Raw genomic sequence first — 21,565 nt, 5'->3', positions numbered from 1 at the left:
TGGCAACGTCGTTGCACAGGGCAACTACGACGGTGGCGAACCCGTCGGGCGGGCACTGGCGGTCAGCCGGGCCAGCAACTGCTCGGCGGTCAGTTCGACGGACCGTACCGGCCGGTACAGGGTCGCGGCGAGTTTCGGCGCGATCTGCGCATTGGTCAGCGCCTCCGGGCCGGTCAGTAGGTGCACGCCGCTAGGCGGGTCTGGTCTTGTCAACGTTCGGCCGCGCAGGCGGCGATGTCATAGCAGTCAATGTACGAGACGCGCCAGCCTCCGGCGAGGCTGATCACGTCGCCGACATCGAGCGCGGCTGCTTGGCCGGTGATGAAGTTGTGCGTACGGCGGCTGGGCTGCGGTGGCCGTGCTCCTCCCTGAGGCCGAATGCGTGCAGGCCGACCACGGCGAAGTCGGAGCTCGTCGACATCCGCGCCGTCCATCGGGCCCGATGACCTTGCCTGGATGCTTCAGATGATGATACTACTAATCACATGGGCGAGTTGTCAGGTCTCGTTGCCGTCATCACCGGGGGCGCGAGCGGAATCGGGGCGGCAACGGCACGGCTGATGGTTGAGCGGGGTGCACGGGTCTCGATCCTGGATCGGGTTGTCGAGGGCACCCCGGAAGGGGTGTCGGCACATCGTTGCGATGTCACCGACTCCGGCAGCGTCGGTCAGGCGGTCGCCGAGATCGTCGCCGACCATGGAGGCATCGATGTTCTGGTCAATAACGCTGCTGTCGGCGCTGCCGGCGACGTTGCCGCCAACGGGGTCGACGAGTGGCACCGTGTCCTCGACGTGAACGTGGTCGGGCTTGTGCGAGTGACCGCGGCGGCGCTGCCGCAGCTTCGACGGTCGGCGCATCCCGCCATCGTCAACACGTGCTCTGCTGTGGCGTTCGTTGGCGTGCGCTCGCGGGCGCTCTACAGTGCGAGCAAGGGTGCGGTTGCGGCGTTGACGTTGGCGATGGCGGCCGATCACGTCGCCGAGGGCATCAGGGTCAACGCCGTTGCGCCGGGTACGGCCGACACGCCGTGGGTGGCGAGGCTCCTTGCGACAGCGCCGGAGCCGGACGTTGCCGCGGCTGCGCTCGCGGCTCGCCAGCCGATGGGCCGCCTGGTATCGGCCGACGAGGTGGCTGGGGCCATCGCCTACCTGGCGTCACCAGCGGCGGGCGCGATCACCGGCGCCATTCTCGGCGTCGATGGTGGCATGACGTCACTGCGAGTCTGAAAACAGAAGGTACATGGATGAACTGCTCGTCCGCCCACTCCGCACATCTCTGTGCTTGTGTTGACGAATCGGGTATCGCGTGGTGACCGTGACGCGCGCTCAGGTCCTGCCAGCGAGCACCACCCATGTCTTGGCCGAGGGGCCGACCTGGGACGCCGAAGCCCAACTCGTCCGATGGGTAGACATCGAGCTGGGCAGAGTCTACGAGGCCCGCTACGACGGTCAACTCGTTGGCGAGCGGTTGGTCGCCCAGGCTCCGGGGACAGCCGGTGCCGCTGTCCATGCCCGCGACGGTGGACTGTTGGTGGCGGGAGCAACAGCGCTCATGCGGATCGATCGAGCCTCCGACGTCGTCGGGTCTTTGGCGATCGTTCCGTCGGGAGTCGGCAGCCGGCTCAATGACGGCGGCACGGATCCAGGCGGACGGTACCTGGTCGGAACGTTTGCTCTCGATGGCAGGTTCGGGCACGAGCGGCTGGTCCGAGTCGAACACGACGGTAGGGTTCGTGTTCTCGACGATGACCTCAGCCTGTCCAACGGCCTCGCCTGGTCACCCGATGGGTCGCTGTTCTATTCGATCGATACCTTGCGACGTACTGTCTGGGTGCGGGACTACGACGTGGACGGCATCGACGTGGGGCCGCGCCGGGTCGCCTTCACGATCCCGGACGGGCTGCCGGACGGCATGACCGCAGACTCAGAGGGGAATCTATGGATCGCCGTCTGGGGGGCCGGGCAGGTACGGTGCTACTCGCCGGACGGCGACCTGCACCGCATCGTTGAGGTAGACGCGCCGTTCACGTCGAGCTCGTCGTTTGTCGGCACGCAGCTCAGCTCGCTGTTGATCACGACCGCGAGCCTCAGGTATGAAGGTCGCTCGCCCGGACCGAACGGCGGTCGGCTCTTCGCCGCCGACGTCGGGGTGATCGGGCGTCCCACGCAGCCATGGCGGCCGTCCTTCCCCCTCGGATTAGATTGAAGGGCAACGACATGCGACTCCTTCGGATCGGCGAACCCGGCCGCGAGAGGCCAGCGGTCCTCGTCGATGATGAGCACTACGTCGATGTGTCGGACGTCGTTCACGACTTCGGCGAGATGTTCTTCGGCTCGGACGCTGGGCTCGACGGTCTCGCCGAGGTCGCGGCCGCGCGGACGGCGGCGGGTGAGATGTCACCAGTCGGCGGGCAGCGGCTCGGTCCTCCTATCGCCCGACCCCATCAGATCGTCTGCGTCGGGCTCAACTACATCGACCACGCCCGCGAGACCGGGCAGGACATCCCCGCCGAACCGATCCTGTTCAACAAGGCGCCCAACACACTTATCGGACCCAACGACGACGTGCGACTGCCACGCGGCTACACAAAGCCGGACTGGGAGGTCGAGCTGGGCATCGTGATAGGCCGGCGGGCATCGTACCTACAGTCGGAGTCGGAGGCGCTGGCGGCGATCGCGGGATACCTGGTGGTCAACGACGTCAGCGAGCGAGCGTTCCAGATGGAGCGCGGCGGTCAGTGGGTCAAGGGCAAGTCAGCCGAGACCTTCAACCCGGCGGGACCGTGGCTGGTCACGCCGGACGAGATTCCCCAGGTGCGCAACCTGAAGATGTGGCTCGATGTCAACGGCGTGCGCCGGCAGTCCGGATCGACGTCAACCATGATCTTCAGCCCGGCTCACCTCGTCTCCTATATCAGCCAGTTCCTCGTGCTCGAGCCGGGCGACCTCATCAACACCGGCACGCCGCCGGGCGTCGGCATGGGCCACCAGCCGCCAGTCTGGCTTCAGCCGGGCGACGTGATGGAACTGGGCATCGAGGGACTCGGGTCGCAGCGGCAGACCGTCATCGGCCCCAGATGACCGCAACCCTGGCTGCGCTCGAGGAGCTGGTTCCCCACGGTGTGCGGGCCCGCACGATCGATCGGTTCGCCTTCGCGCACGACGCCTCGCACTACCTCATCATCCCCGAGGCGGTGGTCGCGCCGACCAGCGCGGAGCAGGTCGCCACCCTGTTGCGGGCGAGCCACCGGCTGGGCCTCGCCTTGACGTTCCGATCCGCCGGCACGAGCCTGTCCGGCCAGGCATCGACTGGGGGGATTCTGGTCGATGTCCGGCGAAACTTCCGGCACATCGAGGTTCTCGACGACGGAGCACGGGTCCGGGTGCAACCGGGCGCGACGATCCGGCAGGTGAACGCGAGGCTGCTGCGGTACGGCCGAAAGCTGGGGCCTGATCCGGCGAGCGAGGTGGCGTGCACCATCGGCGGCGCCATCGCCAACAACTCGTCCGGCATGGCGTGTGGCACCGCGCAGAACGTCTACCACACGATCGAGTCCGCCGTGCTCGTGCTGCCCAGCGGCACCATCCTCGACACCGGAGCCGCCGACGCCGACGGAGTGTTGCGAGCGCTGGAGCCCCGGCTGTGGCGAGGGCTGAGCAGCCTACGTGATCGGATTCGGGCCAAGGCGGAGTCGATCGAGACGCTGGAGCGGCTGTTCTCTATTAAGAACACGATGGGTTATGGGCTCAATACCCTTGTCGACTATGACCGGCCGGTCGACATGCTGCTGCACCTCGTGGTGGGTAGCGAGGGCACACTCGCGTTCGTCGCTGAGGCCACGCTGCGCACCGTCCCGATCCGGCCCGCGGTCGCGACCGGTTTCCTGATCTTCCCCACGCTCGCCGACGCGACAGCGGCACTGCCGGCGCTCGTTGCCACCGACCCGGCGGTAGTCGAGCTGCTGGATGCCACTTCGCTGCGGGTTGCGCAGCGCGCCCCCGTCGCCGATGCCAAGCTGCTCGCCCTCGATGTGGAACGCCACACGGCCCTGCTGGTCGAGTACCAGGAGGCCGACGCGGAGACACTGAGCGCACGACTTGCCCGCGCCGAGGCGACCATGACCGAGCTCGGCTTCGATACGGCGACGGAGTTCGCCACCAGCGCGGCGACGAGAGCGGCCCTGTGGCATATTCGCAAAGGTTTATACGCGACCGTGGCCGGCGACCGGCCCGCGGGGACCACCGCTCTGCTCGAGGACATCGCGGTGCCGGTGGCGAACCTGCTGCCGACCTGCCACGGGCTGGTCGAGTTGTTCGACCAGTTCGACTACCACGGCAGCGTGATCTTCGGTCACGCCAAAGACGGCAACCTCCACTTCATGCTCAACGAGAACTTCGACCCAGGCGGGACGACCAGGCGCTACCGCGCCTTCACCGAGGCGATGGTCGATCTCGTGCTCGCCCAGCAGGGAACCCTCAAGGCCGAGCACGGAACCGGCCGGGTCATGGCGCCTTACGTGCGACGCCAGTACGGTGACGAGCTGTATGAGGTCATGCAACACGTCAAGCAGTTGTTCGACCCGCATCGCGTGCTGAACCCAGGAGTGCTGCTCAACGAGGATCCCGACGCGCATGTGACCGACCTGAAATCGAGCCCGCCGGTCGAGGCAGAGGTGGACCGCTGCGTCGAGTGCGGCTACTGCGAGCCGGCCTGCCCGTCCAAGGACCTCACACTCACCCCACGGCAGCGCATCGTGGTGCGCCGCGAACTGGCTCGGGCCGAGGAGGCCGGGGATGCCGCGCTCGCGCGCGAGCTGCGCCGGCAGTACCGGTACGACGGGACCGACACGTGTGCCGCGGACGGGATGTGCCAGGTCGCCTGCCCGGTACATATCGACACAGGTCAGCTCATCAAGCGCCTGCGCGGGCAACGGCGGGGCGGGCTCAGTCGAACGGTCTGGAACATGGCCGCGCGCGTATGGGGTCCGGCCACGCGCCTTGGCAGTGGCGCGCTCACCATCGCGAAGCACCTCCCGGCCCCGATCGTCACCCGCACGACTGCGCTCGGCCGGGCGCTCCTCGGGCCCGAACGCGTGCCGCTCTGGCAGGCAGACCTACCCCGCGGTGGCCGCCCGCGCCGTCCGCGGCCCGCCGATGACCCGGCCGCCGTCTACCTGCCCGCGTGCATCGGTTCCATCTTCGGGCCAGCCCTCGGAGGTGTGGGCGTTCAGGAAGCCGTGCTTGCGCTGAGCCAGCGTGGCGGGGTTCGGCTTCGCATCCCCGATGGTGTGGCCGGACTATGCTGCGGTACCCCGTGGTCGTCGAAGGGCCACACCGCGGGGTACGAGACGATGCGACGTCGGGTCGTCGGCCGGCTCTGGAGAGCCACCGACGGTGGCCGCCTACCCGTGGTGTGTGACGCCGCCTCCTGCACCGATGGATTTATTGGCATGCTTGCCTCTGTCGACGCTCGCATCAGGGTTGTCGATGCGGTCACCTTTGTGGATGAGCAGGTGCTGCCCCGAATCCGGGTGGAGAGGCCGATCAGCCGCCTCGTGCTGCACCCGACCTGTTCGTCTGCGCGACTCGGGATCGACGGCGCGGCAGCTCGGGTGGCTGCCGCTGTTGCCAAGCAGGTGGACGTGCCGGTCGACTCCGGCTGCTGCGCCTTCGCCGGAGACCGCGGACTGCTGCACCCGGCGCTGACCGCCTCAGCCACGAGCCGTGAGGCCGCCGAGGTCGTCGCCGCGGGCTACCAGGCCCACGCATCGGTCAACCGCACCTGCGAGATCGCTCTCACCCGTGCCACTGGGCAGCCCTACCGCCACATCCTCGAACTGCTCGAAGCCGCGAGCCGCAGTGCGTGACGCCTTGACCTACAAGTGCCGACCGAGACGACGCCTCGGTCTGCTTAAGCAACCTGGCCGACGAGCTGGAGCCCAGCGAGAGCCCGTTCGAGCTCCGCTGCGGCAAGCTCATGAAGCCGATCAATCGACTCGTCACTGTAGTAGCCGATGTGCGGGGTCAGGATCACGTTGGGCAGCTCGGGCAGCGGCGACGTTGGCTCGAGGGGCTCGGTCGCAAATACGTCCAGCCCTGCCCCGCCGAGGTTGCCGGTCTGCAGGGCCTCGGCGAGCGCCCGCTCGTCGACCAACGGACCACGCGATGTGTTGATCAGGAGCGCGCCCGCGCGCATGCGAGCCAGCTCGCTGGCCCCCAGCAGGCCGTGGGTCTGGGCGGTGAGCGGCAGATGGAGCGAGACGACGTCCGCCGCCTCGATAACGTCAATAAATGGGAGATTCTCGATCTCGTGTGCGGACAGGGCAAGGCGACTGACGTACGGGTCGTGGGCGATGATCCTGACACCGAGTGGGCGGAGTCTCTGGGCGAAGGCCAGTCCGATTCGGCCCGTCCCGATCAGACCTACGGTGGTTCGGCGGAGCCCTCGCACCGGCCCGAAGGCGCCAGCGCCGGACCACCAACCGCTCCGGAGTGCTGCGTCGTAGGCGGGCAGGCGCCGTACCAGCGCGAGCATGAGGGCGAGTGCGTGGTCGGCTACCGTTTCAGCGCCGTAGTCGGGGATGTTGGCGACCCGGATACCGCGGGCCCGGGCGGCGGTGACATCGATGTTGTCGTAGCCGATGCCGTACCGGATGACCGATGCGCCCGGGGCGAGCCCTTCGATGACCGCAGCCGTGATGGGTGCCAGGTTCACCAGCAGAGCCGAAGCGCCGCGCGTCGCTGCGACCGTTTCGGCCTCCGTGGAGCAGTCGTTCACCGTGATTGGGACGCCGAACCTGGCCGCTACGGCGCGCTCCTGATGGACGTCGTCGGACGGGTGGTCTGTCACCACGACATGCCGCATGTTACTCATGGCCCCTGCCCCGGGATGCTTGATCGGATCATCATATAATAGAGGAGTTCCGACGCGCGTGATAGGAGTGTCATGGCAGCGACCGCCCGACCCGGACGGCTCCCCGAACTAGTCGCCGACCAGATCCAGGCCGAGATCCTTGCGACGCGCCTGGAGCCTGGAGCCCAGCTCCCCACAGAGTCCCAGCTGACGGAGCGCCACGACGTCAGCCGGACCGTCATCCGGGAGGCGGCCCGCATCCTCGAGCAGCGAGGACTCGTCGACATCCGGCCCGGTCGGGGCATGACCGTGACCCGCCCATCGACGACGCCCATCGCGCGGCACTATGCACTGCTGCTCAAGGCCACGCCGGATGCGTTCGACCAGCTGATGGACCTGCGCGTCCTCGTCGAGACGTGCATTGCGGGCCTGGCCGCACAGCACCGGACCGATCACGACCTCGCGATGCTGCAGGCTTCGATCGACGCCGCCGAACGGCACCGTGACGACTACGAGGCCGGTCTCCGCGACGACCTGAACTTTCACCTGCTTCTCGGCGGTGCCAGCGGCAATGCGATCATGTCGCTGCTGGTCGAGCCGATCAACGAGTGTCTACGGGAGTCGTACCGGGTTCCGTCTGCGTATGTGGTCAAGCTGCAGGTGTCGATCGCCGAGCACCAGGCCATCCTGGACGCCATTCGCGATCGCGACGCGGAGGCCGCCCGCGAGGCGACGCGGCAACACCTCGAGCGGATCCGTCAGCATCCGGAGGATCTGTTCGATCGTCCGGACGGGGCGGCCCGATGACGTCCGGCCGCCTCATGCGCCAGGTTGTCATCACAGCACCCGAGACATTCGAGATCTCTGAAGCGCCGATACCCGGGCGCAAGAACGGTGAGCTCCTCCTGGCGCCACTGCGGGTGGGAATCTGCGCCACCGACCTTGAGCTGCTCGACGGCTCCATGGTCTATCTGCGCAACGGCCGGGCTACCCGTCCGCTCGTCCCCGGGCATGAGTGGGTCGCCGTCGTCATCGATGCGGGACCGGACACACCGGGCTTCGCCGTCGGAGACCACGTGGTCGGCGAGTGCAGCATCGGCTGCAGTTCCTGCGAGGTGTGCATCCGGGGCGACTACCACCAGTGCCCGAGCCGGACCGAAACCGGAATCATGAGACGGCCTGGCGCAATGTCGCAGTTCATCAGCTTCCCCGCCGGGGCGGCGCATGTGGTGCCCACACCGGTACCCCTCGACGACGCCGCGCTGATCGAGCCAACCGCCGTCGCCTACCGCGCCATCCTCCGCCTGAACCCCCGACCCGGCGAAACGGTACTCGTCGTCGGAGCCGGCACATTGGGTTACCTCGCCGCCGCGCTGCTCGCCGGAGTCTTCGGACTGAAGGTCGCCGTAGCCGAACGCCGCCCCGAACGACGGGCCCGCGTCGAGGCCCTCGGGTGCCGGCCGCCCGGGGACAGCGAGCGCTTCCGCTATGTCGTCGAGGCCGCCGGCACGCCCCACGGGGTCGCGGAGGCCATTCGGCGCCTGGACACGGGCGGCCGCGCCGTGCTCGTCGGGCTCAGTGGCCAGACGAGCCTCCCGATCCCGATCGACGACCTTGTTGTCCAGGACCAGGAGATCGTGGGCTCGCTCGGCAGTCCGAACGTCTGGCCCGAGGTCGTCCGGAGCGTCGCCGCCGGAACGGTCCGTCCCGGTGTCCTCGTGACGAGCACGTACGGCATCGACCAGTACGGCGAGGCAATTGAGTATTTAGCTCAATCAACGGCAACAACCGGCAAGCTGCTCATCGCGCCACACGCCTCGGCGGCCGCCGCGATCGCGGCCTACACGTCGACGCCATAGTCGGCGGCGACCGGGAACAGTAGCCGCTTCACACGAACCGGTTGAAGATCTCGTGGCCCGCGCGCAGAGAGCCATCGGCGTTGATGAAGTGCAGGCACTCAGGCGGACCGACCGGCCCATACTCCGGGAAGTGGAGGTCGGCGACGAGGCTGTGGTGCAGCGCGTGCACGATGAATCCGAGATCGCGCTTGCGCAGCTCGCCGAGCGTGTACTCCGCGAGCGCGACATGTGCCGCGTCGTCGAGCGCTCCCCAGATCGTCTCGGTCGCCGCCACCTCCTTGCCGGCCGCTCGCCCGATCGCCATGATCTGGTCGAGCCGATCCTCCCACCGGGCCTGGTTCTCGCGATCCGTCAGCGATCCTACGTAGTAGGGATGGAAGGTCAAGAAGTCGCTGATGTGCTCGGTGAGCTGCACCGCCTTCACGTACTGCCGGTTCCCGACCGTGAGAGGCTGCGCTGCCCCGAGGCGTTTGATCGCGCGATAGCACCAGTCCAGCCAGCGCACCTCCGCGGCGCGCACCTCTGAGGAGTCGTCGTGGAGATAGGGCCCGGAGAAGGGCTCGTTGCAGATGTCCCACGCCGCGATCCGCGGGTCGTCGAGGTGCTCGCCGACCACGGCGCGCAGATAGTCACTGAACAGTAGCTGCACCCGGGTGACGTCGCGGCTCGCGAGGTCGTCGTCCTGGAAGAGGTCCGGCGCGTTGCCCTGGTTGGTGAACCAGGGCACGATGTGCTCGAGCGGGACTCCCCCGAAGTCGCAGGTCGGGTCGCGCCATCGATTGAAGAGCACCGGCATCACCGCAATGCCGTGGTCGGCGAAGATGTTCAGGCCTGCTTCGAAGTTCGCGAGGAACCGCGCGGGCTTGCGCTGATAAGACTCGTGTGAGAGCCACCATCGGGCCACGTTCCAGCCAGGGAAGTATCCTTTTCCGCGCGCGATCTCCACCGCCATCAAACCGTGGTCATGGTGCTGCCAGAGATCCAGCGCGCTCGTTCCCCAGGATCCCGAGTAGTTGAACCCTCTATAGTCACGGGGCACGAGAGTCATGCAGTTCTCCTCATGGTCGTAGTGTCGGTCGTCGTGTCGTGGATGTAGGCACCCGCCGCCGCCAGCGCGCTACGCAGTTCCGCGGCGCTCACCTCGCGCGGCGGGATCCCCGCCCGCACCGCGATCGCGGCGGCGATGCCCGCGGCCTCGCCGGTCGCGAACGCCGGGGGCATGACGCGGACGGCGGCCAGCGCCTCGTGCGTGGCCGAAAGGCAGCGCCCGGCGACGAGCAGGCCGTCGATCCGCTCCGGAACCAGGGCGCCGTAGGGGATCCCGTACACGGTCGCGAGCAGCCCGTCCTCGAGCACTCCTCCGCCATCGCCCGTGGGATCGTGGATGTCCACCGGGTAGCCGCAGTAGGCGATGGCTCGACTATCGGGGGGTCGCCTCATGTCGTCGACCGTCAGGGTCTCGACCCCGGCCAGCCGCCGGGTCTCGCGCACACCGAGCGTCGCGGCGGTGTCGAACAGCTCGGCGTTCTCGAATCCCGGCAGATCGCTGCGGAAGAACTCGAGCAGCGCGCGGGCCTGGTCCAGACCGGCGATCGTCGCCGCCGTCAGCGATTTCGAATCCGTTCCATCGACGTCGAGCACTCTCGTGGTGTTGATGCGCCAGACGCCGGGCCGCAGCGTCTTGTACAGGCCGACGCCCCGCCGCGGGGCGGGGAACCTTCCCTCGGCGCGCGCCCGCGCGACGATCGACGCGAATGGCCGGTGATCGTCGAGGTGGTCGGCGACGTACTGTTCCACGGCATCGTCGTCGACGCCGGCGACTCGGAAGAAGAGGGTGGCTGGCTGCGTGCGGCCGTCCGACGAGCGACCATGCAGCATCCGCGCGCCGGCGGCGGCGGCGACATCACCGTCGCCGGACGCGTCGATAACGACCGATGCCGGCCAGGCGTGAATCCCGCCCTTCTCGGCCGCGATCACGCCCGTCACACGATCACCGGTCAGCTCGGCGTCGGCGGCGGCCGTCTGCAGGCTGACCTCGACCCCGGCCTCTCGACAGAGGTCCGTCGCGGCGAACTTCGCCGCCTCTGGTTCAAAGGGGGTCACTTTGTCATGACCATAGACGATGAAACCTGCGTAGGCGTCACCGGCGTGCGTGCGTGACGGGTGGATGGCACCCCCCATCGCCTCCATCCGCCGGACGAACTCGTCGAAGATGCCGGTAATCACCTGCGTGGATCCATCGGCATCGAAGGACGTCATACATGGACCCACGAGGCCGGAGGTAAGGTTGCCGCCGAGCGCGCCGAAGCGTTCGAGCAGCGCGACCGAGACGCCCTGCCGTGCCGCCGCCACGGCCGCCGCGATCCCTGCCGGTCCACCCCCCACGACCACGACGTCGTGGTGCGCACGCGCAGCCTTGATTCGTCCATCCATACTGTTGTCGTCAGCCCTTCAAACCGGAGTGAGCGAGTCCCTCGACGAACTGCCGTTGCGCCGCAAGGAAGACGAGCAGCACAGGCACCGCCGTCATGGTCGCCGCCGCGAGCTGCACGTGCCAGGTGGGGCTGCCCAGCACATCGACGAACCGGGTGAGCGCCTGGGGCAGGGTGAAGAGCTCCGGCGACGACAGGAACACCGTCGGCTCAAGGTACATGTTCCACGCGTGCAGGAAGGCGAAGATCGCCACCGCGCCCAGCGGTGCCCGGGCCAGCGGCAGCGCCACTCGCCACCAGAAGCCGAACCGGCTCACGCCGTCCAGTCTCCCAGCCTCCTCCAGCTCGGCTGGCAAGGCGATGAAGAACTGCCGCATGATGAAGGTGCAGATCACGCAGGGCGCGCCGAACGTCGAGACCAGGATGAGCGGCCAGTGCGTGTTGTTCATCCCGACGGCGTTGAACATCTGGAAGATCGGCACGATCGTCACTTCCGACGGCACCAGTAGTCCGGCGACGACGGCCACAAACATTACGTTCGAACCCGGAAAGCGCACGCGGGCGAAGGCGTACCCCGCGAGCGACGCGACGGTCATGCTGCCCAGCGTGACAACCGCGGCGATGTAGAGGCTGTTGAAGTACTGCCGGGCGAACGGCTGGTCGACGAAGGCCTGCACGTAGCCGGCCCCGGTCGGCGCTCGTGGCAGAAGTGTCGGCGGATAGACGAAGATCTCCGCCGCCGGTTTGAACGACGCCGTGACCATCCAGATCGTGGGGAAGGCGAACGGCAGTGCCATGACCGCGAGCACGACCACCAACACGAGCACCGGCCAGCGGAACCGACGCGGGCCTCGTCGACGGCCGGATCCCACGCGCTCACTGCTCATAGAACACCCACCGGGTGCGAAGACGCCATTGGATCACCGTCAGGATGAGGACCACGAGAAAGAGCACCAGCGACAGCGCGGACCCGTAGCCGAACTTGTTGAAGAGAAATGCCTGCTCGTAGATGTAGTATGCGAGCACCGTGGTCGAGTGCCCCGGCCCTCCCTGAGTGAGGACGTCGATCTGCGCGAAGACCTGCAGCGATCCCACGGCCGTCACGATCAAAGCGAGCAGCACCGTCGGCGAGATGAGGGGAAGCACGACCTTGAAGAACGTGCGCACCGGTCCCGCCCCGTCGACCCGGGCCGCCTCGACCAGCTCGGACGGAACACCCTGCAGCGCAGCGAGGAAGAGCACCATGTTCAGACCGACGGTCTTGAACAGCTGCACCACGATCACGCTGGCCAGCGCGCTGGGGCCTTCGCGGAGCCAGTTCGGCCCGTCAATGCCGAACAGTTGCAGGTACCCGTTGATCGTGCCGTTGTCTCGCAGGAGGAAGCCCCAGACGATCGTCCACGCGACCAGCGAGACGACGACGGGTGAGAAGAAGACAGCGCGGAAGGCGGTCAGCCCGCGGAACCGCCGGTTGAGCAGGACGGCTAGCACCATCGCCAGCACGATGTTGGCGGCGACGAGGATGACCGAAAACACGGCGGTGGTGAGGAGAACGCCCGGCAGCAAAGGATCGTTCAGCAACCGCTCGTAGTTGGCCGCCCCTACGAAATCCAGGGACCCGGCGAGAACCCGCCACTCGTGGAGGCTGAAGTAGAACAGCAGGCCGAGCGGCACGAAGACGAAGAGCACGACGCCAAGCAGTTGGGGCGCGATGAGCGCGTACCCGAAGGCCGCGTCGAGCCGCCGTTCCCGGCGGCGACCGCCTGCGGGGCGGCCGCCTGCACGCGCAGAAGCGCGGGCCGGCGGCTCGGTCGATGTGCGGGTCGTCATTGCTCGAGCAGCGGGTCGATCGCCTGGCACGTCGCATCGAGTACCTGCTCGACATCGGCGTCCGGGACCCACATCGCGTCGAGCGCGGCCCGCGCCGTCTGCTGGATCTCAGCCCAACCGGTGTGCACCAGCGGTCGTGCGGCCAACGGAACCTGGCTCACCACCGCGTCCTGGAGCTGCTCCTTCTTGATCAGTGGGTTCGCCGCCGCGAGTGTCTCGGCCGTCAGCAGCGACTGACGTGGCGGTGGGAAGAACTGGGCGAGCTTCGCCGCGTTCTCCGGGGCGGTGAGGAAGGCCAGGAAGTCGGTGGCGGCCGCCACGTGCTCGCCGCTGGCGAGAACGCCCATGCCGGCCTGGCCGACGATGGCGTACTCACCGGCCGGACCCGTGGGCAGGTGGGTGATGCTCCACGGGAAGGAGACATTCGCCAGCGGTGCCGCCTGCGAGATCTGCGCCACCTGGAACGCCACATCGCCGGCGGCGAAGTCGGCGGTGGTGCCCGGCCCGGGCATCGCCTGCCCGACGAAGATCGCGTCGTGAATAGCCTCGAACGCCGAGACCATCTCCGGTGACGTGAACTGGCATTCCTTGCCGTCAGCCGACCACGCGTACGCGTCCCAGCCCTGCCAGATCTGCCGCAGCTGGTGCCAGGCCTGGTAGTCGAAGTTCTTGACCAGCAGGCCCTGCTTACCGGTCACGGCATGGATCTGCGCCGCCGCCGTGAACAGGTCCTGCCACGTCCAGTCACCGGCCTCCTGCATCTGGGCGACGGACGGGAGTCCCGCGGCCGCGACGAGGTCCTCGTTCACATAAACCATGAAAGGCGAGTTCGAGAATGGGTAGGCCACGAGCTGGCCATCCTGGCTCCACAACGGAGTCAGCGGCTCGAGGATGTCGTCGTAGTCATATCCTTCCGTGGCGCGAAACGCCTCAGTCAACGGCGCAAGCGCACTGTCGGCGATGAAGTCGGGCGACGATGCTTCGGGGATCCACGCCAAGTCGGGCGACTCGCCACCGGCGATCTGGGTGGTGAGCGTGGTCAGGTAGTCCTCGTACGGAAGCGAGTCGAACGTGATCTCCTTGACGTCCGGGTGCTCGCTCAGGTAGTCGTTCGCGATCGAATTGAATAGGTCGAGGTGCGGTTGCGCCGATGACCACAGGGTCATCCGAAGGCTGATCGGACCGCTGTCCTCGGCACTCGCCGAGCAGGCCGACGCGCCGACGACGACCGCCGCCGCGAGGCCGAGCGCTGCAATGTGGGGCGTTCTCATAGTTCCTCTCCATTGAACATAGGACGGGACTGAGGGCCTAGTAGCCGGAGATGGACGGCCATCGAAGCTGGACACCGAGGGTGCCGAGCAGCCGCTGGAAGCCCTCTCGAAGCGCCGGGTCGGCGCGGACCTGTCGCGGCAGGCGGCGCGACGCCACGCAGTGCGCGGCGAGGGCGCCGGCCACCTCGCCGATGTTCCACTCGACAGGGTGTAGCCGATAGCAGCCGTTGGTGATGTGCGTTGTGCCGACGTTCTTCGCGGCCGGGAGCAGGTTGTCCAGCCGCACCGGGATCAGGGCACCCAACGGAATCTCGAAGGGACACGACGCGATGTCGATGTACGGATCTCCTCCGGTGGAGGGATGCAGGTCGATCCGATACATCCCGAGCCCGACGCTGTCCGGATAGGACGTTGCGCCCGCATCGCCTCGAATGGCCAGCGATACATCCTGCTCCCGGATGGTCTGCTCGGCGACGATCCGACGTGACTCCCGGTGGTAGATCGACTCCGCCAGGCCGTCGGGATGCCCGCCGGTCACGTCGCCGCGCAGCCGCAGGCCGGGATAGCCGGTTCCGCCGTCCAGCCGAGGCGCCGCCGTCTGAAGCCAGTACAGGAGTGAGAGCGCGAGCTGGCGGGCGTCATGCTCGACCCGGGCCGGATCATCAGAGTTGATGTACGGCTCGAGGAAATAGTCGTGCATGGGCCAGTTCACGAGGCAGATGTCGCTCTCGTAGTAGCCGGGTTCGAAGTTGTGCCGCGCTGCGATCCGGCGGAACAGCCACAGCGGCACATCGCCACGATTCGTGCGCTGGTCAGACTCGACGACCAGGGGATCGAGACCTGGATTGGGATCGAACGTTCGCGCCAGCGGCCGCCCGGTCCGTGGATCCGGGGCGACGAAGGACAGCAAGGGCCCGCCCCAGACATCCGGCTCCAGCGCCGCGAAGTAGTCGTACCGGGCAGGCTTGTCAATCGTGTGGTCACCATCGATATGGTCGATTGCGAAGCAGACCGACAACGCTTGCAGGTTCGTCGGATCCGCGACGAGCGCTGCGTGCGGTTCCTGGGTTTGGTCCCGCGACTCCGCGCCGACGACGTGCTCGACGCCCCCGAGCGCGAGTAGCTCACCGGTCTCGGTCGCGTCGAGCACGTAGTCGGCCGTTACCTGAACCAGGTCACCAGAGCGCAGGTCCAGCAGCTCTACGGATTCGATGCGATCCCCCGCCGTGAAGACGACAGTCGGCACGGCCGGCTGCAGCATACGAAGGCGCCCGCAACCGATGCCGGGTGCTAGGAGCTCGTCGATGACCGCTGCCGCGACCCTCGGCTCGTGACAGAGCTTGCTGACATAGCCGGCACCGGGGTTCAGGTGGCGCTGGGCGCGAGCGGCGGTGGTGAGCGGATAGTTGCGACGGTAGTACGCGCGGATCCGTTCGCGCAGATCTGCGTACGAGGCCGTCACCCCGAACTGCTCGACCCAGATCGACTCGTCCGGTGGCACGGCCTGGCTCGTGAACTGCCCACCAAGCCATCGAAACTGATCTGTAAGAATGACCGAGGCCCCCAGCTTGACCGCCGCCAGCGCCGCCGCAACTCCGCCGACGCCGCCACCGACCACCAGCACGTCGCAGCGCAGTTCTCGCGACCCGGTCCTCGGGGAAGCCACCAAATCTCCTTCGTATTATGATGCGATGTTCGGGGATGGTAACCACGGCGACACGAGCGCGTCAACCGAGACTGCTCGCCTCCCGGTACGCCTCGGCCCCCGGCGGCATCAACCGGAGCGGCGCCCGTCGTGACCGAGTTGCGGCAGGCAGCGTGTCAGAGTCGCCGACCGGGGGCCGTGCGCCACCTTGCCCGCGGCGCGCTCGCGGGTCGGGGCGTCCATCGCCATGGCCGCAGCCGACCCAGGTCCGCCGTTCTATCGTTCGCCGTGGCGTGCCGACGAGGTGAAGGGGTCGCTGGCGTGCCCGAGCACAAGGCGTCAAACGTCGCCTTCAGCCGATCCGCTTCGGCGAGAAGCGCCTCGCGCTGGCCCCGTCCATAGGGGACGGAACGAGTTGACCGCCGTTCAACGGGCCTCCCCTTTCGGCGCAGGCGTGGGTAAGTCGGACAGTCCACATAGGATAGCCAGGAACATGGCCGCGTGCCGTCGTGGTCGTTCCGCAGCCGCGTTGGCGGCCGTGGGCACGTTGACATCCGTGGGTCGGCTTCCTAACCTTCGCAGCGGCGCTGCTTTGCGCCACGTCCCCGCGGAGGAGAACCCCGCATGAAGCCCAGAACTCGTATCGCCTCGCTCATCGCCACCGCCACCGTCCTGGCAGGTAGCCTTGTCGCCGTCGTCGCGGCAAATGCGGCAACCGCCGAGGACTTCGCCCAACTCCGTCAGAAGTGGGAGGTCAGCCTGACGGGCGGGTCGGACTACGACGTCGACGATCCCGACATCGCCGCCCGCATCACCGGCATCACCGCTGACGCCCAAGCCCTATGGGACGCCATGGACACCTCGCCGGACCGCATCTACCTCTGGCCTGACGCGGCCAACGTCACCCGTTCCGCGCAGAAGACCACGTCCTACACCCGAGTCGCGTCCCTCGCGCTGGCCTACCGGACGCACGGCTCGGCACTGGCGGGCGACCAGGCGCTGCGGGACGACATCGTCAATGCGCTCGAATGGCTCTATGCGAATGCCTATAACGAGACCATGACCCAGAGCGGGAACTGGTGGGACTGGTTCATCGGGGTGCCCGCTCAGCTCGTCGATGCCGTCGACCTCATGCGATCCGACCTGTCCGCCGAGCAGATCCAGCGGTTCATGCGACCGGTGGTGAAGTTCCCGAACTTCTCCGGCATGACGGGCGCGAACCTCGTCTGGGTCGCGAACGTGTGGGCCCGCAGCGGTGCCCTGCTGGACAACGACGCGCGCATCGCCCGGGCCCGCGACGAACTCCACGAAGTATTTCTCTACGTAACGAGCAGCGACGGCTTCTACGAGGACGGCTCGTTCGTGCAGCACAAGGTGGTCGCCTACAACGGTGGGTACGGGTCGTCGCTGCTGGAGGACCTCACCGAGATCATCGACTGGCTCGAGGGCTCCCCGTGGGAGATCACCGACCCGGGCCGTGCCAACGTCACGCGCTGGGTGTACGACGCGTTCGAGCCGCTCATGTACCGCGGCCTGATGATGGACATGACCCGGGGCCGCGAGGTCTCCCGCTCCTACTTGACGGACCACAGCCGCGGGCACTCCATCATCGGCACCGTCATGCGGGTAGTCGGGTTCGCGCCGGCCGCCGACGCGGCGCACTTCCGGGGTCTGGTGAAGGGCTGGATCCTCGACGACACCTACCGCGACTACTTCCAGTACGCCTCCCTGCCGGACATCGTCAAGGCGAAGGCCATCGTGGGCGACGCGAGCGTCGCACCGCTGCGGGCCGCCGACCAGTACCACCAGTACGCGTCGATGGATCGGGCCGTCCAGTGGCGGCCGGACTACACCTTCGCCCTAAGCATGTCGTCGGATCGGATCGCCACACACGAGTCGATCAACGACGAGAACGTCCGCGGGTGGTACCAGGGCGAGGGGATGACCTACCTGTACAACCCGGACATCTCCCAGTACACCGACTTCTGGCCGACGGTCGACCCGTACCACCTGCCGGGCACGACGATCGACACCCACGCCCGCACGGATGCGGACGGGAACCGCTACCGCAACGCCGAGCGCGAGGCGGGCGGCGCGGAGATCCTGGGCCTGTACGGCACCTCGTCGATGAAACTGCTGGCCCAGTCCAGCACGCTACGGGCGAAGAAGTCCTGGTTCGCCTTCGACAACGAGATCGTGGCCCTCGGCACCGGCATCACCAGTACCGACAACCGTGCCATCCAGACCACAGTGGACAATCGCAAGCTCGCCGGCGCAGGCGACCAGCAACTCACCGTCGACGGCACGGTCGAGCCGTCGAACCTCGGCTGGAGCGCCCAACTCGACGATGTCGGCACCATCCACCTCGCGGGAAACGTCCCGGGCGCTGACCTCGGCTACTACTTCCCCAAGAGCGCCACAGTCGACGCGCTGCGCCAGTCGCGCACGGGCGCCTGGAGCGACATCGACCAGCGACCGACCGCGCTGACCGACCCAATCACCGCGCAATACCTCACCCTGTGGCTCGACCACGGATCAAACCCCACGAACGGGACGTACCAGTACGCGCTCCTGCCCGGTCAAAGCGCCGCCGAGGTCGACGCCTACGGCGATCACCCTGACTTCACCGTGCTGGCCAACACGCCCGACGTGCAGGCCGTACAGGAGAACACCCTGGGGGTCACCGGAATCCAATTCTGGAACCCAGCGACCGCGGCCGGCGTCACCAGCAACGCCCGCGCCGCCGTCATGACCGCCGAGACCGCCGACGGCCTGCAGATCTCGGTCGCCGACCCCTCGCAGCGCAACACCGGCACGATCGCGTTGGAGATCGACCGCGCCGCGACCTCGGTACTTTCGCTCGACCCGGGCGTCACGGTGACCCAGCTGAGTCCGACGATCAAACTGCAGGTCGAGCCCGGTGGGTCGCTCGGCACGACATTCCACGCCGGCTTCAGCTTCGCGCCGGTGACATCCGCGCCCGCGGCGCCCGTGCTACGCGACACCATCTCGGCCGGCGGGCAACTGCAACTGTCGTGGGACCCCGCGAGCCAGGCCCAGGGCTACGTGGTGAAGTACGGCACGACCCCGGGCAACTACACCACGACCGTCGATGTCGGGCTGGCCACGAAGCACGTGGTGAGTGGCCTGACTGGGGGCCAGACCTACTACTACACGGTCTCCGCCTACAACACGCTCGGCGCCGGCCCGGACTCGACGGAGGGCTCAGCAACGCCGCTCTACAGCGGCGTCGTGGACAACTCCGACCCCACCGAGGTCACCATCGTGGGCGACTGGGCCCTCGGCACGAGCGGCGGCTACTACGGCCCGAACTATCTGCACGACTGGGCCGCCAATCGCGGGACGAAGAGCGTCACCTACACGCCCGACCTGCCGCCAGGACTCTACCAGATCTCGGTCTGGTATCCCTCGCACAGCAACCGATCCACAGTCGTGCCCATCACCATCCAAGGAAAGGACAGCGTGTCGACCGTCACGGTCAACCAGCGGCAGAGCGGCTCGCGCTGGAGGCCGATCGGCACCTACCTGCTCGCCGGGGACGGGACCGACTACGTCCGGATCTCCAACACGGGCACGTCCGACGGCTACGTCGTGGCCGACGCCGTGCGGTTCGACCAGGTATCAGACACCACACCGCCGATCACCGTCGCCGGCACCGGCAGCACGGCAGGCGAGGACGAGTGGTACACCTCGGCTGTCACGGTGACCCTGACGGCGACCGACGACATGGCCGGCGTCGCAGGCACCTCGTACATCGTCGATGGCGGCACCGAGCAGCAGGGCACGAGCGTGCACCTGACCACGGACGGCGAACACACCATCGCCTTCCGCAGCACCGACCGGCTCGGCAACGTCGAGCCGTGGCGCGAGCTGACCGTGCAGGTCGACACAACGCCGCCCGACTTCACCTACGACGTGGCCGGTGGCGCCGGGACGGTGCCGCCAACCATAACCGGTCTTGCGTGGACAGACGTCGGGCTGGACTCCCCAAGCGGTGACCTGACCCGGACCGGCTACGCCTTCGCCGGCTGGAACACGGCCCGCGACGGCAGCGGCACGACGGTCACGGCAACGACCACGGCCTACGACGCCTCCACCCGCGGCACCGACGTGGCCACGCTCTATGCACAGTGGACGGTGACCGCACCGACCTGGGACTCCACACAGACGTACGAGGCCGGCGACCTGGTCTACAACGACGGGCGTGTGTACCAGGCGCAGTGGTGGACGAGCAACCAGGTCCCGGGCGCTTCGCCGTGGGGACCGTGGGCAGAGCTCGGTGACAACGTCGCCTGTCCGCACGGCGCCGTCCGCGAATGGACGCCCTCGTCCATCTACCTCGGCGGCGAGACCGCAGTCCACAACGGACAACAGTGGACCGCCACCTGGTGGACCCGCAACCAGGAGCCCGGCGCCACCGCCTCCGGCCCATGGACACCGATCGGCGCCTGCTGAGGACCTTGTGCCAATCTCGTCTCCGCGGAGAGCCGAACCGATCCGCTTTCCACGTGGCAGCCGCCCAGGTGACCGGCGGCCGAACCGCGCCCTGCGCATCCCAACGATCACCCGTATGACCCACGACGCTGACACGCGCCTACGTCGAACGACGCCGGGCAGAACGCCGCAACCCCAGTGAGATCCGCCGCTGTCTCAAGCGGTACCTCGCCCGACAGATCTACCGCACCCCTCAACGCCATCGAGAGATCAACTGACAGACATAGAAGGAGCCTAGTCCTCAAATAAGCGAGTCAGGGCCGTCGGATGTGTGGCGGGTCGTGATTGTGGCGGGTTGAGGGGTTGGTTTGGTCGGTCTGGCGTGGTCGTGGTGTCGGTGGGGTTGGGTTGGCTGTCTGTTTTCGGACTGTTTATGGCATGTGTTCTGGTGGGTGGGCGTGGAGTATCGCCGCCGGGGTGTCTGGGCGGTGTTCAGGCGGTGCGGCGGGGTGGGGTTAAGTGCGAGTAGTTGGTGCCGCATCGGCCGACCGACAAGGGACGATGCGCGCTGGTCCCAGTACCGCCGCATCGCCTGCTGACCCGGCCGAGGGCCGATCTATACCAGTCGACTTGAACCCTGTCGGCGCTCACGTAATTCCCGGTGCGACACGAGGTCGCAGTGCGCCGCGAGGCGCCATCACTTACCGGGCGGGGTGGAAGGACCCGCCGCCGACCTGTCGCAGCAGGTCGGTTGAAGCTGGGGGCAGCTCGGCCGTGGAGACGCGCGGTTCGGGTGGCAAGCGGCCCTGACAACGCCGGGACGCGTCGGCACTGCCAGACGGTGCGGGTTCGGCAAGCGAGACGAGAAGGTGTACGTGAGGAACCAGTGGTGATGCTCCGTAAGCGTGTCGCCGGCTCCAACCTGGTGGATGTGGGCCGGAGTGCAGCGCATGATTCCCGCCGGGTGGTGGGGTCAACTCCGAAACCGGTTATGCGACGCCGGTGGGGAGGCCACGTTGAATGTCTGCGGCGTAGGCGTGGCGATGCTGTCGGAGTAGAGCTGGGCATCTCCCTCGTCGACCGGGTGATGGTGAACGCGGGAACCGTCTGCGGCCGCCCTCCTGACCGGGCATCCGGTCCGGTCACGGGCAGGTCCGTCGTCGGCTGATGGCCGTGGGCGGGACGGAGGCCCTGTAGTAGTCCGAGCACGCGAGAGGCGTG

15 protein-coding genes are annotated in these 21,565 nt (G+C 67.6%); 7 read left to right on the top strand and 8 right to left on the bottom strand.

What is annotated here, in order from left to right; all coding sequences use genetic code 11:
• Positions 1 to 24: 24 nt before the first annotated feature.
• Positions 25 to 186, bottom strand: a complete 162-nt coding sequence (locus tag ACFFIA_RS30750) for a hypothetical protein (protein ID WP_377257513.1) — start codon at positions 184 to 186, stop codon at positions 25 to 27.
• Between the two features lie 299 nt (positions 187 to 485).
• Between ACFFIA_RS30750 and ACFFIA_RS30745 the strand changes: the two genes are divergently transcribed.
• The 4 genes from ACFFIA_RS30745 (at position 486) to ACFFIA_RS30730 (ending at position 5,866) form a co-directional block, all read left to right on the top strand.
• A complete protein-coding gene (locus ACFFIA_RS30745; protein WP_377257511.1) occupies positions 486 to 1,226 on the top strand; it encodes an SDR family NAD(P)-dependent oxidoreductase in 741 nt (246 codons plus the stop codon).
• 82 nt (positions 1,227 to 1,308) lie between these two features.
• On the top strand, positions 1,309 to 2,205 hold the full coding sequence (locus ACFFIA_RS30740; RefSeq protein WP_377257509.1) for an SMP-30/gluconolactonase/LRE family protein: 897 nt from the start codon (positions 1,309 to 1,311) through the stop codon (positions 2,203 to 2,205).
• A gap of 11 nt (positions 2,206 to 2,216) precedes the next feature.
• Positions 2,217 to 3,080, top strand: a complete 864-nt coding sequence (locus ACFFIA_RS30735; RefSeq protein WP_377257507.1) for a fumarylacetoacetate hydrolase family protein — start codon at positions 2,217 to 2,219, stop codon at positions 3,078 to 3,080.
• Complete coding sequence (locus ACFFIA_RS30730) at positions 3,077 to 5,866, top strand: FAD-binding and (Fe-S)-binding domain-containing protein (protein ID WP_377257505.1); 2,790 nt, start codon at positions 3,077 to 3,079, stop codon at positions 5,864 to 5,866. The genes ACFFIA_RS30735 and ACFFIA_RS30730 overlap by 4 nt, the downstream gene beginning before the upstream one ends.
• 44 nt (positions 5,867 to 5,910) lie before the next feature.
• Here ACFFIA_RS30730 and ACFFIA_RS30725 read toward each other — a convergent pair whose 3' ends face one another.
• On the bottom strand, positions 5,911 to 6,873 hold the full coding sequence (locus ACFFIA_RS30725) for a C-terminal binding protein (RefSeq protein ID WP_377257503.1): 963 nt from the start codon (positions 6,871 to 6,873) through the stop codon (positions 5,911 to 5,913).
• A 72-nt stretch (positions 6,874 to 6,945) separates the two neighbouring features.
• Between ACFFIA_RS30725 and ACFFIA_RS30720 the strand changes: the two genes are divergently transcribed.
• Both ACFFIA_RS30720 and ACFFIA_RS30715 read left to right on the top strand, forming a co-directional pair.
• Positions 6,946 to 7,659 (top strand): FadR/GntR family transcriptional regulator, encoded by a 714-nt coding sequence (locus ACFFIA_RS30720; protein WP_377257501.1) that lies wholly within the window; start codon positions 6,946 to 6,948, stop codon positions 7,657 to 7,659.
• Positions 7,656 to 8,711 (top strand): zinc-dependent alcohol dehydrogenase, encoded by a 1,056-nt coding sequence (locus tag ACFFIA_RS30715; RefSeq protein WP_377257499.1) that lies wholly within the window; start codon positions 7,656 to 7,658, stop codon positions 8,709 to 8,711. The genes ACFFIA_RS30720 and ACFFIA_RS30715 overlap by 4 nt, the downstream gene beginning before the upstream one ends.
• A gap of 28 nt (positions 8,712 to 8,739) precedes the next feature.
• Here ACFFIA_RS30715 and ACFFIA_RS30710 read toward each other — a convergent pair whose 3' ends face one another.
• From ACFFIA_RS30710 to ACFFIA_RS30685, 6 genes are all read right to left on the bottom strand, one after another.
• Entirely contained in the window at positions 8,740 to 9,759 is a 1,020-nt protein-coding gene (locus ACFFIA_RS30710; protein WP_377257498.1) for a glycoside hydrolase 5 family protein, read from the bottom strand.
• Positions 9,756 to 11,144 (bottom strand): FAD-dependent oxidoreductase, encoded by a 1,389-nt coding sequence (locus ACFFIA_RS30705; protein ID WP_377257496.1) that lies wholly within the window; start codon positions 11,142 to 11,144, stop codon positions 9,756 to 9,758. Before ACFFIA_RS30705 ends, ACFFIA_RS30710 begins: the two co-directional genes overlap by 4 nt.
• Before the next feature lie 10 nt (positions 11,145 to 11,154).
• Entirely contained in the window at positions 11,155 to 11,958 is an 804-nt protein-coding gene (locus ACFFIA_RS30700; RefSeq protein ID WP_377257494.1) for a carbohydrate ABC transporter permease, read from the bottom strand.
• A gap of 61 nt (positions 11,959 to 12,019) precedes the next feature.
• Positions 12,020 to 12,973, bottom strand: a complete 954-nt coding sequence (locus ACFFIA_RS30695; protein ID WP_377257492.1) for a carbohydrate ABC transporter permease — start codon at positions 12,971 to 12,973, stop codon at positions 12,020 to 12,022.
• Complete coding sequence (locus ACFFIA_RS30690) at positions 12,970 to 14,319, bottom strand: ABC transporter substrate-binding protein (protein ID WP_377257490.1); 1,350 nt, start codon at positions 14,317 to 14,319, stop codon at positions 12,970 to 12,972. The genes ACFFIA_RS30695 and ACFFIA_RS30690 overlap by 4 nt, the downstream gene beginning before the upstream one ends.
• Entirely contained in the window at positions 14,282 to 15,910 is a 1,629-nt protein-coding gene (locus ACFFIA_RS30685; protein ID WP_377257488.1) for an FAD-dependent oxidoreductase, read from the bottom strand. Before ACFFIA_RS30685 ends, ACFFIA_RS30690 begins: the two co-directional genes overlap by 38 nt.
• Positions 15,911 to 16,513: 603 nt before the next feature.
• Here ACFFIA_RS30685 and ACFFIA_RS30680 point away from each other — a divergent pair.
• Positions 16,514 to 20,365 (top strand): polysaccharide lyase family 8 super-sandwich domain-containing protein, encoded by a 3,852-nt coding sequence (locus ACFFIA_RS30680; RefSeq protein ID WP_377257486.1) that lies wholly within the window; start codon positions 16,514 to 16,516, stop codon positions 20,363 to 20,365.
• The last annotated feature ends 1,200 nt before the right edge of the window (positions 20,366 to 21,565 follow it).

Origin of the sequence: Phytohabitans kaempferiae (assembly GCF_042433955.1) — a bacterium.
Lineage (GTDB): Bacteria > Actinomycetota > Actinomycetes > Mycobacteriales > Micromonosporaceae > Phytohabitans > Phytohabitans kaempferiae.
This window is presented reverse-complemented; position numbering and strand designations above follow the sequence as displayed.

What these genes read in the sequence shown, in the direction of transcription:
- ACFFIA_RS30745 (WP_377257511.1), top strand. Translation starts at nt 486, where the DNA reads ATGGGCGAGTTGTCAGGTCTCGTTGCCGTCATCACCGGGGGCGCGAGC.
- ACFFIA_RS30735 (WP_377257507.1), top strand. Translation starts at nt 2,217, where the DNA reads ATGCGACTCCTTCGGATCGGCGAACCCGGCCGCGAGAGGCCAGCGGTC.
- ACFFIA_RS30730 (WP_377257505.1), top strand. Translation starts at nt 3,077, where the DNA reads ATGACCGCAACCCTGGCTGCGCTCGAGGAGCTGGTTCCCCACGGTGTG.
- ACFFIA_RS30725 (WP_377257503.1), bottom strand. Translation starts at nt 6,873, where the DNA reads ATGAGTAACATGCGGCATGTCGTGGTGACAGACCACCCGTCCGACGAC.
- ACFFIA_RS30720 (WP_377257501.1), top strand. Translation starts at nt 6,946, where the DNA reads ATGGCAGCGACCGCCCGACCCGGACGGCTCCCCGAACTAGTCGCCGAC.
- ACFFIA_RS30715 (WP_377257499.1), top strand. Translation starts at nt 7,656, where the DNA reads ATGACGTCCGGCCGCCTCATGCGCCAGGTTGTCATCACAGCACCCGAG.
- ACFFIA_RS30710 (WP_377257498.1), bottom strand. Translation starts at nt 9,759, where the DNA reads ATGACTCTCGTGCCCCGTGACTATAGAGGGTTCAACTACTCGGGATCC.
- ACFFIA_RS30705 (WP_377257496.1), bottom strand. Translation starts at nt 11,144, where the DNA reads ATGGATGGACGAATCAAGGCTGCGCGTGCGCACCACGACGTCGTGGTC.
- ACFFIA_RS30695 (WP_377257492.1), bottom strand. Translation starts at nt 12,973, where the DNA reads ATGACGACCCGCACATCGACCGAGCCGCCGGCCCGCGCTTCTGCGCGT.
- ACFFIA_RS30680 (WP_377257486.1), top strand. Translation starts at nt 16,514, where the DNA reads ATGAAGCCCAGAACTCGTATCGCCTCGCTCATCGCCACCGCCACCGTC.